This window comes from Dyella sp. RRB7 (assembly GCF_022761115.1).
Lineage (GTDB): Bacteria > Pseudomonadota > Gammaproteobacteria > Xanthomonadales > Rhodanobacteraceae > Dyella.
Window position 1 is genome coordinate 960,858 of sequence record NZ_JAKWJS010000001.1, and the last position, 25,085, is coordinate 985,942.

The window sequence follows — 25,085 nt, forward strand, 5'->3', positions numbered from 1 at the left end:
TCCATACCTTAGGCTATCGACCCGCACCCGCGGCGGCTTGAGTTTTCCTCCGCCGGTGCGACCCGACCGGTGCGCCCTAGAGCTGGGCAGGCTGGGCCACGGCGCTGGCATCGTCGCCCCCATCGGGCGCCTCCACCTGGTAGCCCTTGGCCTTGAGCCGGGCGATCAGGCCCTGGGGCGAGAGGACTTCGTCCATCGGCAGCATGGCGAAGGTCTGCGCATTGGCGTTGAGCGACTGCTCGGCGGCGTCGATCCACATCGTCTGCGCTTTCTGCTGGACGTCGTTGAAACCCAGTTGCTTGGCGAAGCCCGCCTCGGTAATGGCCGAGATGCACGCTTCGCGCTGGTCGTTCATCGGCAGGCCGCGCAAGGTTTCGATGTCGCCGGTAGCCCATGCATTGGCGCGCTCGGTGATGCGGCCCAGGTCGCGTTCCACGGTATCGAGCGTGCGGCCGAAGCACTCGCGGTCATCCATCGGCGATGACTTGAAGGTTTTCACCGCCGCGCGCGGCTCGTCCACCATCACGGTGTAGCGCGTGGTGATGAACTTCACGCCATGCTTCTTGGCCAGGTCGCGCACGGTGTCCTTCACCCCGCCGGAGCCAGTAAGGCCCTGGCGCTTGATCGCCTTGTCGTACAGCTCCACCGCGGCAAAGATCGGCCGCCAGCCTTCCACGCTGCGATCACTGCCGATGTACTGCTGCTTGAGCACCTGCCAGCGCACATAGTCCGGTGCCGGCACCACCTGCTGCAGGGTCTGGCCGTCCGGGTTCTTGCGCGCGCCGACCAGCGAGGGCAGCAGGAACAGCTTGCCGAAGAAATTCGTCTTGGGTTTCAGCGCGACCGACGGCGGGCCCAGCACTTCCTGCGATGCGGCGATGGCCTGCTCCACTTCATCGGTCTTCCACTGCATGCGATCCGGCAGCGGCGACAGCGTGCCCAGCACCCACATGACGTGATCGCCCTTGCTCACCTTCCACAGCCCCGGCCCCGGCTGCACGCCGCTGACGGTGACCGCTTCGAGATTGGTGACCGCGCTGGTCGACGGCGGCGCGGGTACCGGCGCGTTGGCCGATTGCGCGAACACCGGCGCGGCACCCGCCAGAGCCAGCAGACAGACAAACCGCGTTACGCGCATGCACATGCTCCAGAACCGAAAGGTCGACGCTGGATTATCCGCCAGCCCGTCCGGCCACGGCCGCCCCGCCCGACCACGCATTCATGCGCGCCTTAGGTGCCGCACGAACGTGCACTTAGCCAGACCCAAGATGACAGCTGTCAAACCCGATACCTGATAAGCCGCGCTGCCGACGCCTGACCATCGCCGGCAAGCTTGCTTCCCATGCCAGCCAACCATCGCCAAGGAAGCCATGCCATGAAGAAGCCGTCCCTACTCGACCGCCTGCAGCACGCCCGCCTGCCGATCGTCGCGGCGATGGCGGCGACGCTGGGTTGCCTTGTCGCAGGCATCGCCATGGCGCAATCCACCAGCACGCCACCGACCCGCCAGCCCGCTGCGCTGCGGGCCGATCAGCTGTTCTGGCAGACCTTCCACGGCGGCGACTATGAGCACATCCAGGCCAGCCTGGAAGCATCCACCGCCGCCTACCTGCGCGATCCCAACGACGCGGTGAGTACCGCTCACGTGGGCTGGCTGCATATGTGGCGCGTAGCCGAAAGCAGCCGGCTCGATCATCGGCCGGCAAGCATCACCGACGACATCGTGCTGGCCCGCAAGTATTTCCAGAAGGCCGCGGCATTGGCGCCGGACGATGCGCGTTACCGCGGCTTCCTGGCCAGTGCCATACTGGCCGAGGCGCAGATCGACCAGGATGCATCGCTGCGCCAACAAGGCGCGGACATCATGCAGCAGGCCGTCGCGGACTGGCCGGCCTTCAACCTGTTCACTTCAGGCTATGTGATGAGCCGCCTGCCGGCGTCCAGCGACGGCTTCAAGCTGGCACTGGAACAGCAATGGCAGAATCTTGAGGTGTGCGGGCACATGACGCTTGATCGCCATGGCGGCAATCTGGATCGCTTCGCGCAAGGCGTCACCCAGGCCACCGCCAACAGCCGCGATGCGCGCGCCTGCCTCAACTCGGACAAGGCGCCACATAACGAGGAAGGCTTTTTCCTCAACATGGGTGACATGCTCACCAAATCCGGCGACTGGCAAACCGCACGCAAAGTGTATGCAGCGGCGAAGCAGTCGCCCAACTACGCACAGTGGCCGTATCGCGAGGTACTCGAGCAGCGCATTCGCGATGCCGAGGCAAACGTCAGCGTTTTCAACGCGGCACCCGCTCCAGGCGGCAAGAGCGCCACGCCCATGATGATCGGCAGCGACGCGGCCTGCATGGCCTGTCACCAGCGCTGAATCTGCCGATCAATGGTCTTCCACCGGCTTGCCAAGACAGGGCGACACCACGCGCAGGAACGCCGCATTATCGTCCGGCCAGCGGAACTGCAGGATCAATGGCGCACCGCCGGCAGGTGCGGGCACCTCGATGCGCAAGGGCTGCCCACGCGCCGCCGTCCACGATTGCAGCTGCGCCGCGTTGGACGGAAAGCCGAAGATAAACGGCGTGCCGGTGTTGAACGGGCCACCATCGCCGCCATACCGCCCACTGACGCGCTGACGGCTGGCCGGCGCATTGCCGCTGGTGATGACGATGGGGCCATGCGCCTTCGCATCGGGGCCTTCATAAGGGTCCGCATCGAAAGCCAGCGGCTTGGGATCGAAGACCAGTTCCACCACGACGCCGGGGGTGTCGCGACGACAACTGAACGCCATCGTCGCGTTGCCCTGATAGCTGCGGTAGCTGGCAAGGCCCGCCATGCGCGCGCGATACAACGGGATGGTGGGCACCGGCTGCTCCACCAGCCACAGGTTGTATGGCCCATCGGGAATGCCGGGAAATGCGCCCGCGATTGTCGCGGTTGCCCATGTCAACAAGGCAACGAGCGTTATCGATCTGACTGGTAGCGTGACCCTGTCCATGAGACCACTCCCATGAGGTTCCGTGCTGAAAGCGCATCTTGCGCCTTCCCGGCGGCAGGCGCTTGACCGATCCGGTGGCCAGCAAGACCAAGGGCGCCTTGCGGCGCCCTCGGTCCATGATGCTGCTTGATGCCAATCAACCGGCCAGCGTGGCCAGCGCGTCGTTGAAGGTCTGGCTTGGACGCATCGCCTTGCTCACCAGCTCCAGGTTCGGGTGGTAGTAGCCCTGGATGTTCACCGGCTTGCCCTGCGCACCGTTGAGTTCGCCGATGATCTTGGCCTCGTTCTCGCTCAACAGCTTGGCCAGCGGGGCGAACTTCGCCTTGAGCTTGGCGTCGTCGTTCTGATCGGCCAGGGCCTGCGCCCAGTACAGGGCCAGGTAGAAGTGGCTGCCACGGTTGTCGAGCTCACCGACCTTGCGCGCCGGCGACTTGTTGTTGTCGAGGATCTTGCCGTTGGCCTGGTCCAGCGTCTTGGCCAGCACGGCCACGTCGGCGTTGCGGTAGCGGTTGGCCAGATGCTCCAGCGAGGCAGCCAGCGCGAGGAATTCGCCCAGCGAATCCCAGCGCAGGTAATCCTCTTCCAGGAACTGCTGCACGTGCTTGGGCGCCGAACCACCTGCGCCGGTTTCGAACAGGCCGCCGCCGGCCATCAGCGGCACGATCGACAGCATCTTGGCGCTGGTGCCCAGCTCCATGATCGGGAACAGGTCGGTGAGGTAGTCGCGCAGCACGTTGCCGGTGACCGAGATGGTGTCCTGGCCCTTGCGGATGCGTTCCAGCGAGAAGCGGGTGGCCTCTTCCGGCGGCAGGATGCGGATATCCAGGCCGGTGAGGTCGTGATCCTTCAGGTAACGCTCGACCTTCGTGATGATCTGCGCATCGTGCGCGCGCTTGGAATCGAGCCAGAACACGGCGGGCGTGTTGCTCAGGCGGGCGCGCGTCACGGCCAGCTTCACCCAGTCCTGCACCGGCGCGTCCTTGGTCTGGCACATGCGCCAGATGTCGCCGGTTTCCACGGCATGCTCAAGCAGCACGTTGCCGGCTTCGTCGATGACCTTGACCACGCCGTCGCCGGCGATGCGGAAGGTCTTGTCGTGCGAACCGTATTCCTCGGCCGCCTGCGCCATCAGGCCCACGTTGGGCACGCTGCCCATGGTGGCCGGATCGAACGCGCCATGCGCCTTGCAGTCCTCGATCACCACCTGGTACACGCCGGCATAGCTGCGGTCGGGAATGATCGCCTTGGTGTCCTGCAGCTTGCCTTCGGCGTTCCACATCTTGCCGGAGTCGCGGATCATCGCCGGCATCGACGCATCGACGATCACGTCGCTGGGCACATGCAGGTTGGTGATGCCCTTGTCGGAATTGACCATGGCCAGCGCCGGGCGCTTGGCGTATTCGGCCTGGATGTCGGCCAGGATCTCGTCCTGCTTGTCCTTGGGCAGCGCGCCGATGCGCGCGTACAGGTCGCCGATGCCGTTGTTCGGATCGAAGCCGATGCCCTTGAGCGTATCGGTGTGCTTGGCCAGCACGTCTTTGTAGAACTCGGTCACCACCACGCCGAACATGATGGGGTCGGACACCTTCATCATGGTCGCCTTCAAATGCAGCGAGAACAGCACGCCCTGGCGCTTCGCATCTTCGATCTGCGCGTCGACGAAGGCAGCCAGCGCCTTCTTGCTCATCACCGAGGCGTCGATGATCTCGCCGTCCTTCAGCGCGGTCTTTTCCTTCAGCACGGTGTGGCTGCCGTCCTTGCCGAACCACTCGATCTTCACGTTGCCGGCCTTGCCGATCACGGCGGACTTCTCGCTGCCGTAGAAGTCGCCGCCATCCATGTGCGCCACATGGGTCTTCGAATCCTTGCTCCACGCGCCCATCTTGTGCGGGTGCTTGCGCGCGTAGTTCTTCACCGAGAGCGGCGCGCGGCGATCGGAATTGCCTTCGCGCAGCACGGGGTTGACGGCGCTGCCCTTGACGCGGTCATAGCGCGCCTTGACGTTCCAGTCGGCCACGTCCTTGGGCTCTTCCGGATAATCCGGCAACGCGTAGCCCTGGCCCTGCAGCTCCTTGATCGCAGCCTTCAGCTGCGGCACCGAGGCACTGATGTTGGGCAGCTTGATGATGTTGGCTTCCGGCGTGGTGGCCAGTTGGCCCAGCTCGGCAAGGTCGTCGGCGATCTTTTGATTGTCCGGGAGAATGTCCGGGAACTGCGCAATGATGCGGCCAGCCAGCGAGATGTCGCGGGTTTCCACCTGGACGCCGGCGGTGCCGGTAAACGCCTTCACGATCGGCAGCAGCGACTGCGTGGCGAGGTACGGCGCTTCGTCCGTGAGCGTGTAGATGATCTTGGGCGTGTTCGACATTGTCTGCTGTGACCTCGCTGGCTGCGGCGTTACCAATAGGGGAGCGTACGGGACGTACGAATCGTCCGGAGCCACCCGACATGGGGGCATAGTCCACGGACGAAAGCCCCTCATTGTCACGATTTCAGCCGGGGGGCGAAAGCGCGGGGGCGCAGACGATGCGCAAGGGTATGGTGGTGTTGGTTTTTTTATATATGGGACTGGCCCCTGATGGGCTACGTCGCGTTATCGCCAGATTGCCGCCTGCGCGGCGGGCGGCAATCTGGCGATCACACCAAACCTATGCAGTCTCGCTTGCAGGCAACCGCTTAGGCTGTCGCCCACGCACCCGCCAGGCACTGAAGCGATCAGCCAGGCACGAGAAAATCACATACAGCGCCGGCGTGCTGAGCAAGGTCAGGCTCTGCGAAATGATCAGGCCGCCGATCAGCGCGATACCCAGCGGACGGCGCAAGTCGGAGCCTTCGCCCAGGCCGATGGCAATCGGCACCGCGGCCAGGATGGCCACCATGGTGGTCATCATGATCGGGCGGAAGCGCACCATGCTCGCCTCGTACGCGGCCTCGGCCGGACTGAGCCCGCGCTCGCGACGCGATACCAGGGCGAAGTCGATCATCATGATCGCGTTCTTCTTCACGATGCCGATCAACAACACCAGCGCGATCTGGGCAATCACCGACAACTCGGTGTCGGTGATCCACAGCGCCATCAGCGCGCCCACGCCGGCCGCCGGCAGGGTGGAGAGGATGGTGACCGGATGGATCAGGCTTTCGTACAGCATGCCCAGCACGATGTAGACCGTGACGACGGCGCCGAGCAGCAGCCACACCATGCCGCTCTGCGACTGCTGGAAGCGCCGGAAATCGCCACCGATGTTGATGCGGATGTTGCCTGGCAGGCGCATCTGCGAACCGGTCTGCTGGATGATCTGCAAGGCCTCGCCCATGCTCACGCCCGGCGCGAGGTTGAAGCTCATGCTCATCACCGTGTACTGGTTTTCGTGCGTGATCTGGGTGGGCGCCAGGCCCGCCTCCTGATGCGCGAACGCCGTGAGCGGCACCATCGCGCCGCTGCCGCTGGACACGTAGATCGCATCGATGGCGGCGGGGGTCGCGGTCTGGTTCGGCAGCGCGTTCACCACCACTTTGTACTGGTTGAGGTCGGAATAGATCGTGCTGATCTGGCGCTGGCCGAAGGCGTTGTACAGCGCGCCATCGATGGTGCCGATGCCGACGTTGAGGCGCGCCGCCTTGTCGCGGTCGATCACGATGTTCTGCTGCAGGCCGGCGTCATCCAGGTCGCTGCCGACGTCCTTCAGCTTGGGGTTCTTCTTCAGCTCGGCCACCAGCTTGGGCAGCCATTCCTGCAGCTCGGCCGGATCATCGCCCTGCAGCGACACCTGGTATTGCGCACCCTGGCTGGTGCCGCCACCGCCGAAGCTGGGCAGGTCCTGGATGGGTCGCAGGCGCACGTTGAGATCGGGATAGCGCGAAGCCTTGGCGCTCAATCGCGCCAGCACGGCGAAGGTATCGTCCTTGCGGCCCTCGGCATGCGTCTTCAGCTCGATGTCGAAGGTACCGGAGGCGCCCTGGCGACTGCTGCCCAGGCGCGAGCCCACGCGCAGCACGTCATGGTCCTTGAGCAGCATGTCGATCAGTCGCTGCTGGCGCTCCACCGCATCCTGGAACGATACGGTGGCGCCCGAGGTGGCACGGCCACGGATCAGGCCGGTGTCCTGCGGCGGGAACAGGCCGGTCTTGACCACGCCGAACAGAACTATGGTGATCACGATCAGCGCCAGCGGCGTCAGCGCGAACGACAGCGCGTGCTTGATCGAGAACTTCAGTGCCTTGGCATACACCGCCAGCATGCTCGCCTGGAATTTCTCCAGCGCGATGCCGATGCGCGTGGTCGGCTTGTCCTCGTCATGACTGCTGAGGAACTGCCCGCACAGCGAGGTGGTCAGCGTCAGCGATACCAGCGCCGAGACCATGATCGCCGCCACCAGCGTGATGGTGAATTCCTTGAAGAACAGGCCGGTGATGCCGCCCATGAACAACAGCGGCAGGAACACGGCGACCAGCGAGGCGGTGATCGACACGATGGTGAAGCCGATCTCCTTGGCGCCCGCCAGCGCCGCCTCCATGCGCGTCATGCCCTGGTCGATATGCCGCACGATGTTCTCGATCACCACGATCGCATCGTCCACCACGAAGCCGATCGCGATTACCAGCGCCAGCAAGGTGAGGTTGTTGAGGGTGAAGCCGAGGATGTACATCACCATCGCCGCGCCGGCCAGCGACAGCGGCACGGCGGCGGTGGCGATCAAGGTGGGCGCGAGGCGACGCAGGAAGATCGCCATGGTCAGCATCACCATCAGCAGGCTGATCAGCAGCGTGGCCTGCACCTCGTGCAGCGAGGCGCGGATGGTGGGCGTGCCGTCGAAATAAGGGGTGAGCGTGGTACCCGGCTGCAGGTAGTTGCGCAGCAGCGGCACCGCCGCCTTCACGCGATCGACCGTACCGATGATGTTGGCGTTGGACTGCCGGTACACGTACATCAGGATCGCCGGCTTGCCCTGGAACCAGGCCGCCTGATATGCATCCTGCAGGCCGTCATAGACCTTGGCCACGTCCGACAGGCGCACCGGCACGCCCTTGTTGGAAGCGATCACCAGGTTGGCGAAATCCGCCGCGTTGTGCAGCGAATCGTTGGCGGTCACCGCCATGGTGGTCTTGCCGTCGGACAGGAAGCCGACCGGCGAAGTCACGTTGGCGGCGGTCAGCGCATTGCGCAGCTGATCGGGCGACAGGCCCAGCGCATTGAGCTGGCGCAGGTTCACATCGACGCGGATGGCCGGCGTGGCCGCGCCCAGGATATCCACCTCGGACACGCCATCGAGCTGGCGCAGGCGCTGTGCCAGCAGGGAGTCGGCCACATCGTAGAGATCGCGCGCCGACTGCGTGTCGGAGGTCAGCGCAAAGGCGATGATCGGGTCGTCGTTGGGGTTGGCCTTCTGATAGCTCGGCGGCGCATTGAGGCCGCTGGGCAAGTCCGACTGCGCCGCATTGATGGCGGCCTGCACGTCGCGCGCGGCGGCATCCAGGTTGCGCCCGGCGTCGAACATCATGAACACCTGGGTGCTGCCCAGCGAACTGGTCGAACGCAGGGTGTCGATGCCCGGCACCTGGCCGAGGTGGCGCTCCAGCGGCGCGGCCACCGTGCTGGCCATGGTGTCGGCGCTGGCGCCGGCCTGGCTGGCCTGCACGAAGATCACCGGAAACTGCATGTTGGGCAACGCGGCCACGCCCAGCAACATGTAGCAGATCAGGCCGACCGCGAAGACACCGATCGCCAGCAGCGAGGTGCCGATGGGGCGGCGGATGAAAGGACCGGAAATATTCATGCCGTGAGGAAACCAGGAGCCGCGCGCCGTACGCAGGGACGTCTCGCGCGCGGGTATTCAGAAAAGCCGCGCGCCATGCCCAGGCGCACGCACGAAAAAATGTATATACCGCACATCGTCTGCTGAACGCATGACGGCCGATTCGGTTGATGCGGCGACACGTGCACAGCAGCGCCATGACGGGAAACGCCGAAAGGGGCGCGCCCTGTCGGCCGCGCCCCTTTCCGGGTTTTACCGGCGGCCCGATCGATCCCGGGCCGTCGTGGTCGCCTCACATCGCTCCCCGCGTCTGCGCACGGGCCAGCTCACGCTGCTCGCGCCGCGCCCGCAGCCAATCGGAGAAACGCTCCATGTACAGGTAGATCACCGGCGTGGTGTACAGCGTCACCAGCTGCGACAACAGCAGGCCGCCCACGATGGACACGCCCAGCGGGCGACGCAGCTCCGCGCCGATGCCGTTGCCCAGCGCCAGCGGCAAGGCGCCAAGCATGGCCGCGGCGGTGGTCATCATGATCGGACGGAAGCGCAGCAGGCACGCGCGACGGATCGCCTCGTGCGGCTTCATGCCCTCGCGCTGCGCCTCGATGGCGAAGTCGATCATCATGATCGCGTTCTTCTTCACGATGCCGATCAGCAACACGATGCCCACGATGCCATCCACCGACAGGCTCATGCCGCACAGGATCAGCGCCAGCAAGGCACCGACGCCGGCCGGCGGCAGCGTGGAGATGATGGTCAGCGGGTGGATGTAGCTTTCGTACAGCACGCCCAGCACGATGTAGATCACCACGATGGAGGCGATCAGCAGCAGCACTTCGTTGGTCAGCGAGGTGGAGAACTCCGCCGCCTTGCCGATGAACTGCCCGCGCACCTGCGGCGGCAGGTTCAACTTCTGCTCCACTTCGCCGATCGCCTTGACCGCCTCGGACAGCGAATAGCCCGGCGCCAGGTTGAACGAAATGGTGACCGCCGGCAGCTGCTGCTGGTGGCTGACCACCAGCGGCGCCGTGGTGACCTCGGCGGTGGCCAGCGAGGCGAGCGGAATGGTGCCGCCCGCGCCGATGATCACGCCGGTGTTGGCCACGCCCACGCCCGTGCTGGTCGACGAGTTGCTCGATGCCACCTGGCCGAAGCTGGTCGCGTTGCTGCCGGTCAGCGCGCCGCTGCCGTTGCTCTTGACGGTGAGCTGGTTGAGCAGGGCCGTGCTGGTGCGGAACTGCGGCGCTACCTCCAGCACCACGCGGTACTGGTTGAGCTGGGTGAAGATGGTGGAGATCTGGCGCTGGCCGAACGAGTCGTACAGCGTGTCGTCGATGGTCTGCACCGGCACGCCCAGGCGGCTGGCTTTCTCACGATCGATGGTGAGCTTCAGCGAGGTGCCCTGGTCGGCCAGGTTGTTGTCCACGTCGGACAGCTCCGGGCGTTCGCGCAGCGCCTGGGTCATCTGGTTGGCGTAGCTGGACAGCTCGGTCGCGTTCACGTCCGACATCGAGTACTGGTACTCGGTGGCCGACACGCGGCTGTCCAGGGTCACGTCCTGCACGGGCTTGAGGTACAGCGCCACGCCCGGAATATCGGCCGCTTCCTTCTGCAGTCGCGCCAGCACCTCGTCGAGGCTGTCGCGATCGCCGCGGTCCTTCAGCACGATGCTGAGCTGGCCCTGGTTCAAGGTGGGGTTGATCGAGCCGGCGCCGATGAAGGCCGCCACGCCGGTCACTGCCTTGTCGCGGCGCAGGGCGTCGGCCACCAGCTTGGTGCGCTGCTCCATCTGCGGGAAGGCCACGTTCTGGTCGGCCGCCACCACGCCGGTCACCAGGCCGGTGTCCTGCTCGGGCAGCAGGCCCTTGGGAATGACGATGTACAGGAAGATCGTCACCACCACGGTGGCGCCGGCCACCAGCATGGTGAAGCGCTGGTGGGCGAGCACCCAGTCGAGCGAATTCTCGTACGCATTCACCAGGCGCGACCACCAGGTGCGTTTGCCCGCGGCCGCATGGCGCTCGTGCGCATCGTCGCCCTCGGGCAGCGCATCGGGCTTGAGCAGGTAGGCGCACATCATCGGCGTCAGCGTCAGCGACACCAGCATCGAGATGGCCACCGCGATGGTCAGCACCCATGCGAACTCGTGGAACAGGCGACCGGTGACGCCAGGCATCAGCAGCAGCGGCAGGAACACCGCGATCAGCGACACGGTCAGCGACAGCACGGTGAAGCCGATTTCCTTGGCGCCGATCTCGGCCGCTTCCTTGCCGTCCTTGCCCTGCTCGATGTAGCGCACGATGTTTTCGATCATCACGATCGCATCGTCCACCACGAAGCCGGTGGCCACGGTCAGCGCCATCAACGAGAGGTTGTCCAGCGACATGCCGGTGAAGGCCATCACGCCAAACGTACCCATCAGCGACAGCGGCACCGCCACCGACGGAATCACCGTGGCCCACAGGCGGCGCAGGAACACGAAGATCACCGCCACCACCAGGCAGATGGTGAGGATCAAGGTGAACTGCACGTCCTCCACCGAGGCGCGGATGGTGATGGTGCGGTCGGCGAACACTTCGAGATGCACGTCGGCCGGCAACACCGCGCGCAGCTGCGGCAGGATGTTGCGGATCTGCTCGACGGTCTGGACGATGTTGGCGCCCGGCTGGCGGCGAATGTCCAGCAGCACGGCCGGTTTGCCGTTGGCCCAGGCGGCCAGCTGGTCGTTCTCCACGCCGTCGACCACGCCGGCCACGTCGGACAGCCGCACCGGCGCGTTGTTCTTGTACGCGATGATGGTGCTCTTGTATTCGGCCGCATCGGCCAGCTGGTCGTTGGTGCCGATGCTGTAGGACTGGGTGGCGCCGTTGAGCGTACCCTTGGGCGCATTCACGTTGGCCTCGGTGAGCGCGCTGCGCACGTCCTCCATGGTGAGGCCGAGGTTGGCCAGCTGCGACGGGTTCACCTGCACGCGCACGGCCGGACGCACGTTGCCGGCGATCGACACCAGGCCCACGCCCTGCACCTGCGACAGCTTCTGCGCCAGGATCGAATCGGCGTAGTTGTTCACGTCGCGCAGCGGCAGGCTGTCGGAGGTGAGCTTGAGCGTCATGATCGGCGCGTCGGCCGGATTCACGCGGTTGTACACCGGCGGATACGGCAGCGTCTGAGGCAGCGTGCCGCGCGCCTGGTTGATGGCCGCCTGCACGTCCTGCGCCGCGATGTCGATGTCGCGATCCATCGCGAACTGCAGCACGATGGTGGACAGGCCCGCCGACGAGTCGGAGGTCATCATGCTCAGGCCGGAGATCTGGCCCAGGTTGCGCTCTAGCGGCGTGGTGACCAGCGAAGCCATGGTGGAGGCGCTGGCACCCGGATACTGGGTGGTGACCACCAGGCTCGGCGCGTCGATTTCGGGCAGGGCCGAAACAGGCAGCTCGCGATAACCCAGGATGCCGAGCAACAGCACCGCCACCATCAGCAGCGAGGTCGCGATCGGTCGGCGGATGAAGAGTGTGGAGAATCCCATAGATATGCCGTCGATGAGTGGCTGTCAGCTTGTGCAAGCTGTCCGGTGATGGGGATGGGCGGTGGGGCGCCAAATGTCGTCTCTCATGGAGACGTCAGTCGCCTGTCTCCGGGCAGCGCAAGCATGCGTTTGCGCTGCCCATCCCCACGCCCGGGCTCAGCCGCCGCGGCGACCGCCGCCGCTCTGCTGGGCCCGCTTCTTCGCCTTGTCCACGTCCGAGGCCGAGGGCGCCGTCGGCACTTCGCCCGGCTTGAGCGCCTTGACCTTGCTGCCCGGCTTGAGACGGAACTGGCCTTCGGTGACGACCAGGTCGTTCAGGGCCAGGCCCGAACCGATCATCACGTGGCTGTCGCCGACTTCGCCGGTCACCTTCACCGCCTGCATCTTTACCGTCTGGTCCTGCTGCACCAGGTACACGTAGTCGCCATCGGGACCACGCTGCACCGCCTGCGCCGGAATCACCAGACCGCCGTTCACCGTGCGCACCTTCAGGCGCACGTTGACGAACTGGCCCGGCCACAGGTCGCCGCTGGCGTTCTTGAAGATCGAGCGCAGCTTGAACGTGCCGGTGGTGGTGTCGATCTGGTTGTCGATCACATTGAGCTGGCCGTCGTCGGCAATGGTGTGCTGGTCGGCGCGGTCAAGCGCCAGCACTTCCAGCGGATCGTTGCCGCCGGCTTCCTTGCGCACCATTTCCAGGTTCTGCTCGGGCAGGCTGAACATCACGTAGATCGGATGGATCTGGGTCAGCGTGACCACCGCGGTGGTGGTGACCACCACGTTGCCCGGGTCGACGTTGCGGATGCCCGCCACGCCATCGATCGGCGAGATGATGCGGGTGTAGTCCAGGTTGACCTTGGCCGCACGCACCGCCGCCTTGTCGGCAGCCACCGTGGCAATCAGGTTGGTCACGTTGTTGCGGTAGGTGTCCATGTCCAGCTGCGCGACGTAGCCCTTGGCGACCAGCGCGTTGTTGCGCGTGAGCGTGCTCTGCGCGGTGGCGAGCTGGGCCTCGTCCTGCTGCTGCTTGGCGGTGGCCTGGTCATAGGCGGCCTGGAACGGGCGCGGGTCGATCTGCGCCAGCAGGTCGCCCTTCTTCACTTCCTGGCCTTCCTTGAAGTTGATGGTGAGCATCTGGCCGCTCACCTGCGGGTTCACCGTCACGGTGTTGAGCGCCTGCACGGTGCCCAGCGCGGTGAGGTAGACCGGCACGTCCTGCTTGACCACCGGCTCGACCGTGACCGGCACCGGCGTGTTGTCGCCCTGCGCACCTTGTCCCTGGCCCTGAGCTTGGCCCTGCTGCTGTCCCTGCCCCCTGTGCTGACCGCGATGCTGCCCCTGTGCACCTTCCTCGGCGGCGGGCTTGTGCAGCAAACGGAAGCCGACGGCCCCCACCACGATCACAGCCACAACGATCAGCGCGATCTTCCAAAAACGCGACATGAAAAACTCCCAGAGTAGACGGCGGGCCACCCGACCCCACCGGCGCGCCTTGCGCGCCTGACTTGTACGTCGGATGAAAGAATAGGGTCAGTTCAACGGTGTTGGACAATGCCAGTTGACATGGGTGCCCTATGACCGATGGCAGGGTTTTACCAGCCCATCGCTTCAAATTGGCGAAACCCGCATGAAAACAGGAGCCTTGGCGCGGTGGCAAGGGCTTGTCCGGGCCGACTGAAACTTGGCGCGGGCTTCGTCTATACTCCGGCACTTGCTGTCTGAACCTATGCCCAACCCGGCTGCAAGGCCGTCCATTAGACATGGAGTAATTGCGTGAGCGGTTCCCTGACCAAGTCCGACCAGAGCTTCATGCGCAGCTTCTCGTTGCTGATCGCCGGCCTTAGTGTGTTGACTCTCCTGCTGATCGGCGGTGCCTGGTTGATCTATAACCGCGAGCCCAAGGAAACCAACCCGGAGACGACCAAGCAGGTGGCCGAGCGCATCGCGCCGGCGGGCGCCGTCTACGCTGGCGACACCGGCCGCGCCGCCATGGCCGCCGCCCAGGAAGCCGCCGCCAAGGCCGCCGCCTCGCAGGTCGCCTACGGCGGCACCACCGACGGCAAGACCATTTACGACAACCTGTGCCACAGCTGCCACACCGCTGGTGTGGCCGGCGCGCCGAAGCTGGGCGACAAGGCCAACTGGGGTCCGCGCATCGCGCAGGGCATCGACACCCTGGTCAAGCACGCGACCGAAGGCTACAAGGGCCCGGACGGCAACATGATGCCGGCCAAGGGCGGCAACCCGGCGCTGACCGATGACCAGGTGAAGGCCGCCGTGCACTGGATCGTGGACCAGGCCAAATAGACCCCGCCTCCTTCGGGTCAAAGCAAAACGCCGCCCTTGGGGCGGCGTTTTTCGTTTGCCCCTGCCCCTGTGGGGGAAAGAAATCAGGAGAGGGAGCCATTCGCGTCGATCCACTCCCGCGCAAACGCCTGCAGCTGCGGGAAAAACGCCTCGAAGCGCATCCGCAGCGGCCCATCCAGCCGGGTAAGCACCGGCAACGCCTCTCCCACCGGATTGGCCCGGCGCAAGCGATGCGAGATGCCATCGAGCGCGGCAGCCATCTCCTCGGCCCGGGCGTAGCCGGCCGGCAACGCGTGCGCTTCCATATAGCGGCGAAAGCGCTGCAGCTCGGGCGGCAAGCACCGCTCATGCCGGCGCAGCAGATCGCGCACGCCCACGGAATAATCCTCCAGCCCCTGCCCGCTCCAGCGTTCGAAATCGCGCGCCAGCAGGTGGTCGAACCACATGTCGAGCAAAATGCCGGCATAGCGGCGATAAGGCGGCGGAAGCAGCGCCCGGGCGGCAGCCACCTCCGCATGGCTGTCCGTGTAGACATCGATGGCGCGATGCAGGCGGATGCCGGCGACCAGCCCTTGCGGCAGCGACGGGTCGGGCCGGCCATGCACGAAATCGCCCATCAAGCCGCCCAGCCGCAGCAGCTCGTCATCGCCCGCCAGCAGCGTATGCGCCAGGTAATTCACCCGCGCCGCCCTGCCCCGCACGACCGGCGGACACACGTGGCGGTTATCATCATGGCTATGAATCCCGTCATGTTACCCACCCAACCCGACCATTTTCCCGAGCAGGAAGCCAGCTTCGCCCTCAACGGCCCGGCCGGCAAGCTCGAATCCATCAGCGACGTGGCGCTGCCCGAGGAAGCCCGCCGCGGCACCGCCGTGATCTGCCATCCGCACCCGCTGCAGGGCGGCACCATGCACAACAAGGTGGTGACGATGGTGGAGCGCTCGCTGCGCGAATCGGGGCTGGATACGGTGCGCTTCAACTTCCGCGGCACCGGTGAATCGGAAGGCAGCTACGACCACGGCAACGGCGAGGGCGACGACCTCGCCGCCGTGGTGGCCTGGGTGCGTAGCCTGCGCCCGGACGACGCGCTGTGGCTGGCCGGCTTCTCGTTCGGCAGCTATGTCTCGATCCGCAATGCCGCGCGCCTGCATGCCGATGCCTTGATCAGCATCGCACCGCCGGCCGGCCGCTGGCCGTTCGAAGGCTTCCCATTGCCCAGCTGCCCGTGGCTGGTGGTGCAGGGCGAAGCGGACGAAGTGGTCGATCCGCAGGCGGTGTTCGACTGGATCGACGGCATGGACAAGCCGCCCGAACTGGTGCGCATGCCCGACACCAGCCACTTTTTCCACCGCCGCCTGATGGATCTGCGCGGCGCCATCAAGCACGCCATCCACCCGTGGCTGCCGCCGCTGCGGCAGGCTTGATTTTTCCGCCTGGTTAAGCGCCCCGCCCCGAGAGTTTGCCGTACCCATGAGTGATACCCCCCTGCTCGCGCCCAGCGCGCGTTACCAAGAAGGCGTCGCCGCGCATCGCTGGGAGAGCGATCCGGCCCAGCAGGCACTGCTGCCGGAATTCGACCGCATGCATGCGGCGCTCATCGCCGCGTCGGCCGATAACGGCGGCGGCCTGTTCGGCCGTCTCAAATCGCTGCTCGGCAACGACACCCGCGAAGGCGTGCCAGGCCTCTACCTGTGGGGCAGCGTCGGCCGCGGCAAGACCTTCCTGATGGACCTGTTCGTGGCCAGCCTGCCGCACGGCCTGGTGCTGCGTCGCCACTACCATCGCTTCATGGGCGAAGTGCAGGAACAGTTGCGCAACCTGGGCGAGCGGCAGGATCCGCTGGTCGAAGTGGCCGCCCACATCGCCTCGCGCTGCCGCGTGCTGTGCCTGGACGAGTTCCTGGTCAACGACATCGGCGATGCGATGATCCTGGGCACCTTGCTGCAATCGCTGTTCGAGCGTGGCGTGACGCTGGTGACCACCTCCAACACCGCCCCCGCCAACCTGTACAAGGACGGCCTGCAGCGCGCGCGCTTCCTGCCCGCCATCGCGCTGATCGAAAAGCATTGCCACGTGGTGCAGATGATCTCGTCGCATGACTGGCGCCTGCGCGCGCTGTCGCAGGCGCCGGTGTATCTCACCCCGCCCGGCGCCGAAGCCGAGCGCTCGCTGGCCCGCATTTTCTCGACCCAGGCGCAGGGCGAGGTGGTGGACGGCGGCGCGATCATTCTCAATGACCGCCCGATCCCGGTGCGCAAGCGTGCCGACAATATCCTGTGGTTCGAATTCGACGCCCTGTGCGAGGGGCCGCGCGCCGTCTCCGACTACATCGAGCTGGCCAAGGCGGGCCCGGCGGTGATCGTCTCCAACGTGCCGCAGTTCACCGTCTACACCGATGATGCCGCGCGCCGCTTCGTGCTGCTGGTGGACGAGTTCTACGACCGCAAGGTGAAGCTGATCCTGTCCGCCTGCGCACCGATCACCGAGCTTTACGATGGCGAACGCCTGCGCGCGGAATTCGGCCGCACCGAATCGCGCCTGATCGAAATGCAGAGCGAGGCCTACCTGGCCAGCGAGCATCTGCCGTAAGCCCGCGCCAACATGTGCAAACACGCAACGCGCTGGTAACGTGGGCCATCCCGCCTCGGAGCTGTCATGTCCATCCTGCTTGCCGTCGCCCTGCAGTTGAGCCCCACCGCCGGCGCCGATTTCCTGGCGCGCGTCAGCCAGGCCAAGCTCGCCGAGCGTGCCGCCAGCGGTCCGGCTTACCAGAAGCAGATGTGGGATCGCATCGGCAATCCCACCACCGATGCCTACAAGTCCTGCCTGGCCAGCAACACGCCGACCGACAAGGCACCCTTCACCCTGGTCGCCGACGTGCTTGCCGACGGACGGCTCGGCCACATCGCGGTGCATCCGGAGACGGCAGTCGCCAAGTGCATGGCCGGCCAGTTCGCCAGCTGGACCTTGCCGGCGCCACCCGCCAAGCCCGCGCCTTATCCGATCGAGATCGACTTCAGCATCAAGCCATAGGCCATCTGGCCGATGCGTATTGCAGGACCTTACGCCATCGAGCGGCACGGATAGCCGTCCCTTTGATGCATTGCGGCAAGCTACATGGCTGCAGTAGCCTCGGCGTCGAGGGGAAGCTGTCCCTGACAGGGGTGAACTCGCGATGCGCACGACCACGGGATACGACCCGGGGCAGCATGCGGCCGGGCATAAGGATGTATTGCCCGCGGCCGTACAGGGGTCCGACGAAGGCTTTGCAGTACCAGGCTTTGACGCTGTCGTGCGCCTCGTCTCGCGGTCGCTCGGCGTGCCCTGGGTATCGCTGGTACTCCACGGCGGCAGCGCCTATTCGTACGCCGACGGCAACGAACTGCCCCCGCACGATCCGGGCACGCTGCATCCGCTCTATCTGGAAGCCGCCCGCAACGTCAGCGCGCATGTGGTGCTCGACACGCAGCTCGATGAGCGCTTCCGCGATGCGGCGCTGAACCTGGCGGCCACGCCCGGCCCGATCCGCTTCTTTGCCAGCGAGCCGGTGTTCACCCTGACCGGCCAGCAGATCGGCGCGCTCTGCGTGATGGATCGGGCACCACGCGCGGCCCTTTCCGAAAGCGAGCGCACCTGCCTGCGCGATGCGGCATCGCTGGTGGGCGCCGGCGTGGTGTTGCGCAGCTATCTGGGCCGCACCGATCCGACCACCCAACTACCCCATCGCTATGCGTTTTTCGACGACCTGCGCGCCCACCTGCGCGAGGATGCGCCGCACGCCTGGGTGATCGCCGTCGACGTGGCGCCGGTGCATCGGTTCAACGCCTTTATCCGTGCCATGGGCCACGCCTACGCGGACGAGCTGATGCGGGCCGTGGCCAACCGCACGCAGGCCTGGCTGCCACCGCATACGCGCCTTTACCAGGTGGGCGCCACGCGCTTCGCCGCCGTGCTGCCCAATCGCCATGTGCTGTCCGACGTGACCCGCATGGATGCGCTGGTCGAGCAACTGCGACGGCCGTTCGACTGCCTGGGCATCCCGCTCACCATCCAGCCCGGCGTGGGGCTGCTGCAGATCAACGAAAGCGAACTGCGCGGTGGCGACCCGCTGCGACTGGTGATGAACGCCTCCCACGCGGCCCAGCAGCACGTGCGCGGATGGGCGTTGTATGACCGCGCCCAGGACGAGCACCACCGGCAGGAATTCTTCCTGGTCACCGAACTGGCGGCGGCACTCACCGACCGCACCGAGCTGGACCTGCACTACCAGCCGCGCGTGGATCTCGATAGCGGGCGCTGCGTAGGCGTCGAGGCGCTGGCGCGCTGGCATCACCCCACCCTGGGCTTGATCTCGCCCAATCGCTTCATCGGCCTGGCCGAGCGTGCGGGACTGATGCGCTCGTTGACGCAATGGGTGCTCGAGCATGGCATGGCGCAACTCGCCGCCTGGCGTCGCGATGGCCACGACATCAAGCTGTCGCTCAACGTGTCCAGTACCGACCTGGACGCCAACCTGGTGGGACGCCTGCGGCAGGTGGCCGAACAGCACAAGGTGAGCCTGGACGCGCTCGAGCTGGAGTTCACCGAAAGCACGCTGATGGAACACACCGCCACCACGCGCCGTCATCTCACCGCCATCCGGCAATTGGGCACCGGCATCGCCATCGATGATTTCGGCACCGGCTACAGCAACCTCGCCGCGCTGCGGCAGATGCCGGCCACCAGCCTGAAAATCGACCAGTCGTTCGTGCGCGACATGGGCACCAATCGATATGACGAGGCCATCGTGCGCTCGGTCGCCGAGCTGGCACGCAACCTGGGCTATCGCGTGGTAGTGGAAGGCGTGGAAACCGACCGCCTCTACGAGAGCGTGCTGGGCATGGCCTGCGATGAAGCGCAAGGCTTCCATATTTCGCGCCCGCTGCCGTCGGCCAAGGTGCCGGCATGGCTGGCTGCGCACCACGACCTGCCGACCCGGCAGGCGGTATGAGCGTCGGCGACTAGGGTGTCGCCGATACCGTACCCAGGCCAAGCTCTTCGGCCATCGCTTCGCGCATCAGGTATTTCTGCACCTTGCCGGTGACCGTCATCGGGAAGGCATCGACGAACCGCACGTAGTGGGGCACCTTGAAATAGGCCAGGTGATGGCGGCAGTAGCTCTGGATCTCCGCCTCGCTGGATTCGCAGCCCTCGCGTAGCTGTATCCACGCGCAGACCTGCTCGCCGAACTTGGGGTCGGGCACGCCGAATACCTGCACGTCCTGTACCTTGGGATGGGTATAGAGGAATTCCTCGATCTCCCGCGGATACACGTTCTCGCCACCGCGGATGATCATGTCCTTCAGGCGGCCGACGATGGTGCAGTAGCCGTCGTCGTCGATCACCGCCAGGTCGCCGGTATGCATCCAGCGCGCCTCGTCGATGGCTTCGCGCGTGCGGGCCTCGTCCTCCCAGTAGCCCAGCATCACCGAATAGCCGCGCGTGCACAGCTCGCCCGGTTCGCCGCGCGGCACCACCTGGCCGCGTTCGTCCACCAGCTTTACCTCGACGTGGGGATGGATGCGCCCCACGCTGTTCACGCGCCGCGCCAGCGGATCGTCGGTGGTGGACTGGAAACTCACCGGGCTGGTCTCGGTCATGCCGTAGGCAATGGTCACCTCAGTCATGTGCATCTCGCTCACCACCCGGCGCATCACCTCGATGGGGCACGGCGAGCCAGCCATGATGCCGGTGCGCAGCGAACTGAGGTCGAAGCGATGGAACTCGGGATGCTCAAGCTCGGCGATGAACATCGTCGGCACGCCATGCAGGCCGGTGCAGCGCTCCTCCTGCACTGTCTCCAGCGTAGCGAGCACCTCGAAGCCCTCGCCCGGGATCACCATGCAGGCGCCATGGGTAACGCAGGCGAGATTGCCCAGCACCATGCCGAAGCAGTGGTAGAACGGCACCGGAATGCACAAGCGGTCCTGTTCGGTGAGGCGCATCGCCTCGCCGATGAAATAGCCGTTGTTGATGATGTTGTGATGGGTCAGCGTGGCGCCCTTGGGCGCACCGGTGGTGCCCGAGGTGAACTGGATATTCACCGGATCATCGAAGCCCAGCTCGCCCTCCACCGCGCGCAGCTGCCGCAAGGCTGCCGCGTCGCCGCGCGCCGCCAGTTCGCGCCACGGCAGCGTGCCCGGCGCGGCCTCATCGTCGAGCAAGATGACATCGCGCAACGCCGGCAGGCGCTCGGCCAGCAGGTGCCCCGGCGCGCAGCCGGCCAGCTCGGGTGCCAACTCGGTCAGCATGTCGAGGTAGTGCGAGGTCTTGAATCGCCGCGGCAACACCAGGGCACGGCAACGCACCTTGTTGAGCGCGTACTCCAGCTCATGCAATCGATACGCCGGATTGATGTTGACCAGGATCAGCCCCGCCTTCGGCGCGGCGAACTGCAGGATCACCCATTCGGCGCGATTGGGCGCCCAGATGCCGATGCGATCACCACGTTGCAGCCCCAGCGCCAGCAGTCCAGCGGCCACGCGTTCCACTTCCGCGTGGAACTGCCGATAGTTCAGGCGCACGTCCTGCGCACGCACCACCAAGGCCGGCCGTTCGGGATGCGCCGCCGCGATGCGATCCAGCAGCGAGCCCACCGTATCGCCAAGCAACGGCTGTGAACTCACGCCATGGACATAACTCGCCGCACGCATTGCATCGTCCTCTGTTCATCGACAATCGAGCATAACATTGGCCCCCGCAGGCAACCCCGCCCTTAGACTTTTGTAGGAGCGCACCCTGTGCGCGACAGGCCAACGGAGCGGTAACGGCACGACGCACAGGCTGCGCTCCTACAAGCGGCGGGGACGCGCTAGGATCGAGCTACCTCTCACGGAGATTCCCGATGCGTCGCACTGCGTTTGCCCTGGCTCTCGTCACCGCCCTGGCCGGCTCCGCCCATGCCACCGATACCACCCAGCGGGTACAGGACGAACTTCCGCAGGTCACCGCATGGCGACGGGACATCCACCAGCACCCGGAACTCAGCAACCGCGAAACGCGCACCGCCGCGCTGGTTGCCGTGCAGCTGAAAAAGCTGGGGCTGGAAGTACACACCGGCATGGCCCACACCGGCGTGGTCGGCATCCTCAAGGGCGGCAAGCCCGGCCCGAAGCTGGCCATCCGCGCCGATATGGACGCCCTGCCCGTCACCGAGGAAGTGGACCTGCCATTCGCCTCCAAGGCCACGGGCGAATACCGCGGCAAGCCCACCGGGGTGATGCACGCCTGCGGCCACGATGCGCACACCGCCATGCTGCTGGGCCTGGCCACGGTGCTGGCGGGCATGAAGAAGGATCTGCCCGGCGAGGTGATGTTCGTGTTCCAGCCCGCCGAGGAAGGTGCGCCCGCCGGCGAGGAAGGCGGTGCCTCGCTGATGCTCAAGGACGGCCTGTTCCGCGACTTCAAGCCCGATGCGATGTTCGGCATGCATGTGGTCAGCTCGCTCAACGTCGGCACCGTGGCGGTGCGACCCGGCCCGACCATGGCCGGCTCCGACTGGTTCAAGATGGTGGTGCATGGACGCCAGACGCATGGCGCGATGCCGTGGAACGGCGTCGACCCCATCGTCACTTCGGCGGAGATCATCAGTGCGGCGCAGACCATCGTCAGCCGCAAGCTCAACATCGGCGACCTGCCCGCCGTGCTCAGCTTCGGCATCATCGAAGGCGGCTCGCGCTACAACATCGTGCCCGACCAGGTAGAACTGCAGGGCACGCTGCGCACCTTCGATCCGGCCATGCGCCAGCTGGCGATCGACAATCTCAAGGGCATCGCCGAACACATCGCCGCGGCGAACGGCGCCACCGTGGACACGCAGATTCCGGTGGGCGACAGCAATCCGGTGCTGGTCAACGACCCCGCCCTCACCGCGCGCGTACGCGCCAGCATCGGCACGGCGATCGGCAGCGAGCATGTGATCGAAGCCAAGCCGTGGATGGCCTCGGAAGACTTCGCCTACTTCGCCAGGGAAGTGCCCAGCGTGTACTTCTTCGTCGGCTCCACCCCGCTCGGGCAGGATACGCTGAAGGCACCCGCCAACCATTCGCCCAAGTTCTTCCTGGATGAAGGCGCGTTGAAGATCGGCATGGAGTCCATGCTGCAGGCCACGCTGGACTATCTCAACAGCACGTCTTCCTGAGCTTGCGCACCAACACAAAAGCGGCCCCGCGAGGGGCCGTTGAATCCGTCGACGAGAGGCTCAAAGCACGGCATCCGGCATTCGCGACCGGGCACCGCGCAGACCGCACCACGCGGGACCGGGGCGGCCCGCGTGGCCGGGGTTAGTGCGTGCCATATGCGCCAGCACGATGGGCCCCGGCCCGCCCAGGAAATCCACCTGCGCCGGGCAACCTGTCGTGTGGTGATGTTCGCGCGCCAGCCGCAACCACCGCGCCGGTCGCGGACAAGGTGCCGGCCAGCACCGTGGATCGACTCCGCCAGCTGATCGATAGCCACCAGCTGACCGAAGTACGTACCACCTACAACAGCACCTACGGCGCCAGCCTGCTGTTCCAGCCGGAGACGCTCACCTATTACGTGGCGTTGTTCCACGGCAAGGAATTCTGGCGCGTGATGCAGACCGATTCGTTCGAGGATGCCGAGAGCCTGTATCGCACCTTCGCCACGCAGACCCAGACCCTGGCCGAGGTGGACATCGACACGATGCGGCTGGACGCCGGCAAAAAGTACGCCGAGCGAATGATTGCACTCAACCAGCAACGCCTGCAGGCCCTGCAGCAGGACGCCAGCCACCAGCAGCAGGAAGCGCGCCAGGTAGCCGAGCAGCAGGAGCAGGCCCGCCAACAGGCGGCCGCGCTCACCGCCGACCTGCACAGCACGACCAGTCAGCTCGACGCCGTCAAGCAACAGATCCGTGCGCTGGAAGCCATGTGGGCCAATCCCAGCCTTGTACTGCCCACGCCCGCACCTGCCACACCGCCGGCGGCTCCTGCCCCACAACAACCGCCCGCCACATCGCCCTAACACGCGGCACGCCATCCTCGGCAGCATCTGCGTCCCACCGATCGGCAAAGCGAAGCGCGAACCTCATCCCTGGCGTTCTTGCAGGCGTCCAGATAACGCCATGCACAAGATGCCGCTTTTGTTGACCTGGAACCGGACGCGGCTTTGGCCAATCCGGGCCGGCATCGGCAGGAACGCAACCGACCTGATGATAGGCACCCCGTGCCATGCAAACGTGCCCTTGAACTCATAGAGCACACCACCGGTTGTGTCGCGTACAACCTGCCCCCAGCTTTCCCGTGTAACTGGCCTGGACGGCGTCACACCTTCCATTCAACGCGAATCGAGCGCGCCACCTCCAGCGCGTTCGCCGAGGTAGCACATGGCACTGTTTACCCGACACGCCCAAGGGCTAAGGCTCGAGCGCATGCAGGCATCCCGCCAGTACTCGGGCGGGGGGTTTGTGAACACTTATCCGTCCAGCGCCGTGCTCCGGCCCGAGAGCCGCCCGTCGCTGACCGACTTCATATTTCGTGGCGAGGGTCGCACGCCGGCCCACCCGCTGCCTTCGCTCGATCCCCGCCCGGGTTGGACCCGGCCGATCGACACCGGCTTGCGCGCCACCTGGCTCGGGCATTCCACCGTGCTGCTGGAAATCGACGGGGTGCGGGTGCTGACCGATCCGGTGTGGGGCCAACGCGCATCGCCGTTCTCCTTCATGGGGCCGAAGCGCTTCCAGCCGGTGCCGGTCGATATCGCGGCGCTGCCTCCGCTGGATGCGGTGTTGATTTCGCACGACCACTACGATCACCTGGATTACCCGAGCATCCGCGCGCTGGCCGCCTTGCGCGTGCCGTTCATCACCTCGCTTGGCGTCGGCATGCACCTGGAAGCCTGGGGCGTGCCCACCGAACGCATCATCGAGCTGGATTGGTGGGAACACACCGCGCTGCCGGGCGGGCTCACCATCACGGCAGCCCCTTCACACCACTTCTCCGGGCGCAGCCTGCACGACCGCAACGCCACGCTGTGGTCGTCGTTCGCGCTGCGCGGCGAACGCCATGCGGTGTTCTTCAGCGGCGATACCGGCCTGTCGCTGCTATTCAGCGAAATCGGCCAGCGGCTTGGCCCGTTCGACCTGGTGCTGATCGAGGTCGGCGCCTTCCATCCGTCCTGGGGCAGCGTGCATCTGGGGCCGGACAACGCCCTGCTCGCCTGGCGACAACTGGGCAGCGGGCGTTTCCTTCCGGTGCACTGGGGCACCTTCAACCTGGCCATGCATCCCTGGGCCGAACCCGCCGAAGTGCTGCTGGCGAAGGCACCGGAAGGGCTGGTGATGCCACGGCTCGGCGAGCCGATCGAACCGGCCCGGGTGGAAACCGTGGAGCCCTGGTGGCGCAGCGCGGGCGAAGGCCATTGGCAGAACTCCGCACTGCAGGCCGCGGAGTTCATGGTGCTGCCCGCCAAGGACTAGCCGCGACGGCGACGC

General features: G+C 65.9%; 17 protein-coding genes. 9 read left to right on the top strand and 8 right to left on the bottom strand.

Annotation, left to right across the window (positions count from 1 at the left end; genetic code table 11):
• Positions 1-76 precede the first annotated feature (76 nt).
• The gene (locus MJ606_RS04340) at positions 77-1,138 is read right to left on the bottom strand and encodes a TraB/GumN family protein (RefSeq protein WP_243048169.1); all 1,062 of its coding nucleotides are present in this window, start codon (positions 1,136-1,138) and stop codon (positions 77-79) included.
• Positions 1,139-1,375: 237 nt separating this feature from the next.
• Here MJ606_RS04340 and MJ606_RS04345 point away from each other — a divergent pair, with 237 nt between their 5' ends.
• Positions 1,376-2,377, top strand: a complete 1,002-nt coding sequence (locus MJ606_RS04345; RefSeq protein WP_243048170.1) for a hypothetical protein — start codon at positions 1,376-1,378, stop codon at positions 2,375-2,377.
• Between the two features lie 9 nt (positions 2,378-2,386).
• Here MJ606_RS04345 and MJ606_RS04350 read toward each other — a convergent pair whose 3' ends face one another.
• The 5 genes from MJ606_RS04350 to MJ606_RS04370 form a co-directional block, all read right to left on the bottom strand.
• Entirely contained in the window at positions 2,387-2,956 is a 570-nt protein-coding gene (locus MJ606_RS04350) for a hypothetical protein (RefSeq protein ID WP_243048171.1), read from the bottom strand.
• 181 nt (positions 2,957-3,137) lie between these two features.
• Positions 3,138-5,369 (bottom strand): NADP-dependent isocitrate dehydrogenase, encoded by a 2,232-nt coding sequence (locus MJ606_RS04355; RefSeq protein ID WP_243048172.1) that lies wholly within the window; start codon positions 5,367-5,369, stop codon positions 3,138-3,140.
• 280 nt (positions 5,370-5,649) lie between these two features.
• The gene (locus MJ606_RS04360; protein WP_243048173.1) at positions 5,650-8,775 is read right to left on the bottom strand and encodes an efflux RND transporter permease subunit; all 3,126 of its coding nucleotides are present in this window, start codon (positions 8,773-8,775) and stop codon (positions 5,650-5,652) included.
• A 271-nt stretch (positions 8,776-9,046) separates the two neighbouring features.
• Positions 9,047-12,283, bottom strand: a complete 3,237-nt coding sequence (locus tag MJ606_RS04365) for an efflux RND transporter permease subunit (protein WP_243048174.1) — start codon at positions 12,281-12,283, stop codon at positions 9,047-9,049.
• Positions 12,284-12,439: 156 nt separating this feature from the next.
• Complete coding sequence (locus MJ606_RS04370; RefSeq protein WP_243048175.1) at positions 12,440-13,726, bottom strand: efflux RND transporter periplasmic adaptor subunit; 1,287 nt, start codon at positions 13,724-13,726, stop codon at positions 12,440-12,442.
• A 366-nt stretch (positions 13,727-14,092) separates the two neighbouring features.
• Between MJ606_RS04370 and MJ606_RS04375 the strand changes: the two genes are divergently transcribed.
• Positions 14,093-14,590, top strand: a complete 498-nt coding sequence (locus MJ606_RS04375; protein ID WP_243048587.1) for a c-type cytochrome — start codon at positions 14,093-14,095, stop codon at positions 14,588-14,590.
• An 83-nt stretch (positions 14,591-14,673) separates the two neighbouring features.
• On the opposite strand, the gene MJ606_RS04380 is transcribed toward MJ606_RS04375, so the two are convergent.
• Positions 14,674-15,270, bottom strand: coding sequence for an ACP phosphodiesterase (locus tag MJ606_RS04380; protein WP_243048588.1), 597 nt, complete (start codon positions 15,268-15,270; stop codon positions 14,674-14,676).
• A 69-nt stretch (positions 15,271-15,339) separates the two neighbouring features.
• Here MJ606_RS04380 and MJ606_RS04385 point away from each other — a divergent pair, with 69 nt between their 5' ends.
• The 4 genes from MJ606_RS04385 to MJ606_RS04400 all read left to right on the top strand — a co-directional run bounded on the left by MJ606_RS04385 (position 15,340) and on the right by MJ606_RS04400 (position 19,583).
• Positions 15,340-16,017, top strand: coding sequence for an alpha/beta fold hydrolase (locus MJ606_RS04385; RefSeq protein ID WP_243048176.1), 678 nt, complete (start codon positions 15,340-15,342; stop codon positions 16,015-16,017).
• A gap of 46 nt (positions 16,018-16,063) precedes the next feature.
• Positions 16,064-17,182 carry a cell division protein ZapE gene (gene zapE, locus MJ606_RS04390; protein ID WP_243048177.1) on the top strand — a complete coding sequence of 373 codons (1,119 nt, stop codon included), beginning with the start codon at positions 16,064-16,066 and terminating at the stop codon, positions 17,180-17,182.
• 66 nt (positions 17,183-17,248) lie between these two features.
• Positions 17,249-17,626, top strand: a complete 378-nt coding sequence (locus MJ606_RS04395; RefSeq protein WP_243048178.1) for a peptidase C13 — start codon at positions 17,249-17,251, stop codon at positions 17,624-17,626.
• 259 nt (positions 17,627-17,885) lie between these two features.
• The gene (locus MJ606_RS04400; protein WP_243048179.1) at positions 17,886-19,583 is read left to right on the top strand and encodes a sensor domain-containing phosphodiesterase; all 1,698 of its coding nucleotides are present in this window, start codon (positions 17,886-17,888) and stop codon (positions 19,581-19,583) included.
• Positions 19,584-19,593: 10 nt separating this feature from the next.
• Here MJ606_RS04400 and MJ606_RS04405 read toward each other — a convergent pair whose 3' ends face one another.
• Entirely contained in the window at positions 19,594-21,285 is a 1,692-nt protein-coding gene (locus tag MJ606_RS04405; RefSeq protein WP_243048180.1) for an AMP-binding protein, read from the bottom strand.
• A 191-nt stretch (positions 21,286-21,476) separates the two neighbouring features.
• Here MJ606_RS04405 and MJ606_RS04410 point away from each other — a divergent pair, with 191 nt between their 5' ends.
• The 3 genes from MJ606_RS04410 to MJ606_RS04420 all read left to right on the top strand — a co-directional run bounded on the left by MJ606_RS04410 (position 21,477) and on the right by MJ606_RS04420 (position 25,070).
• Positions 21,477-22,772 (top strand): amidohydrolase, encoded by a 1,296-nt coding sequence (locus MJ606_RS04410; protein WP_243048181.1) that lies wholly within the window; start codon positions 21,477-21,479, stop codon positions 22,770-22,772.
• Between the two features lie 284 nt (positions 22,773-23,056).
• The gene (locus MJ606_RS04415) at positions 23,057-23,617 is read left to right on the top strand and encodes a DUF2968 domain-containing protein (protein ID WP_243048182.1); all 561 of its coding nucleotides are present in this window, start codon (positions 23,057-23,059) and stop codon (positions 23,615-23,617) included.
• A gap of 406 nt (positions 23,618-24,023) precedes the next feature.
• A complete protein-coding gene (locus MJ606_RS04420) occupies positions 24,024-25,070 on the top strand; it encodes an MBL fold metallo-hydrolase (RefSeq protein ID WP_243048183.1) in 1,047 nt (348 codons plus the stop codon).
• Positions 25,071-25,085: the final 15 nt, after the last annotated feature.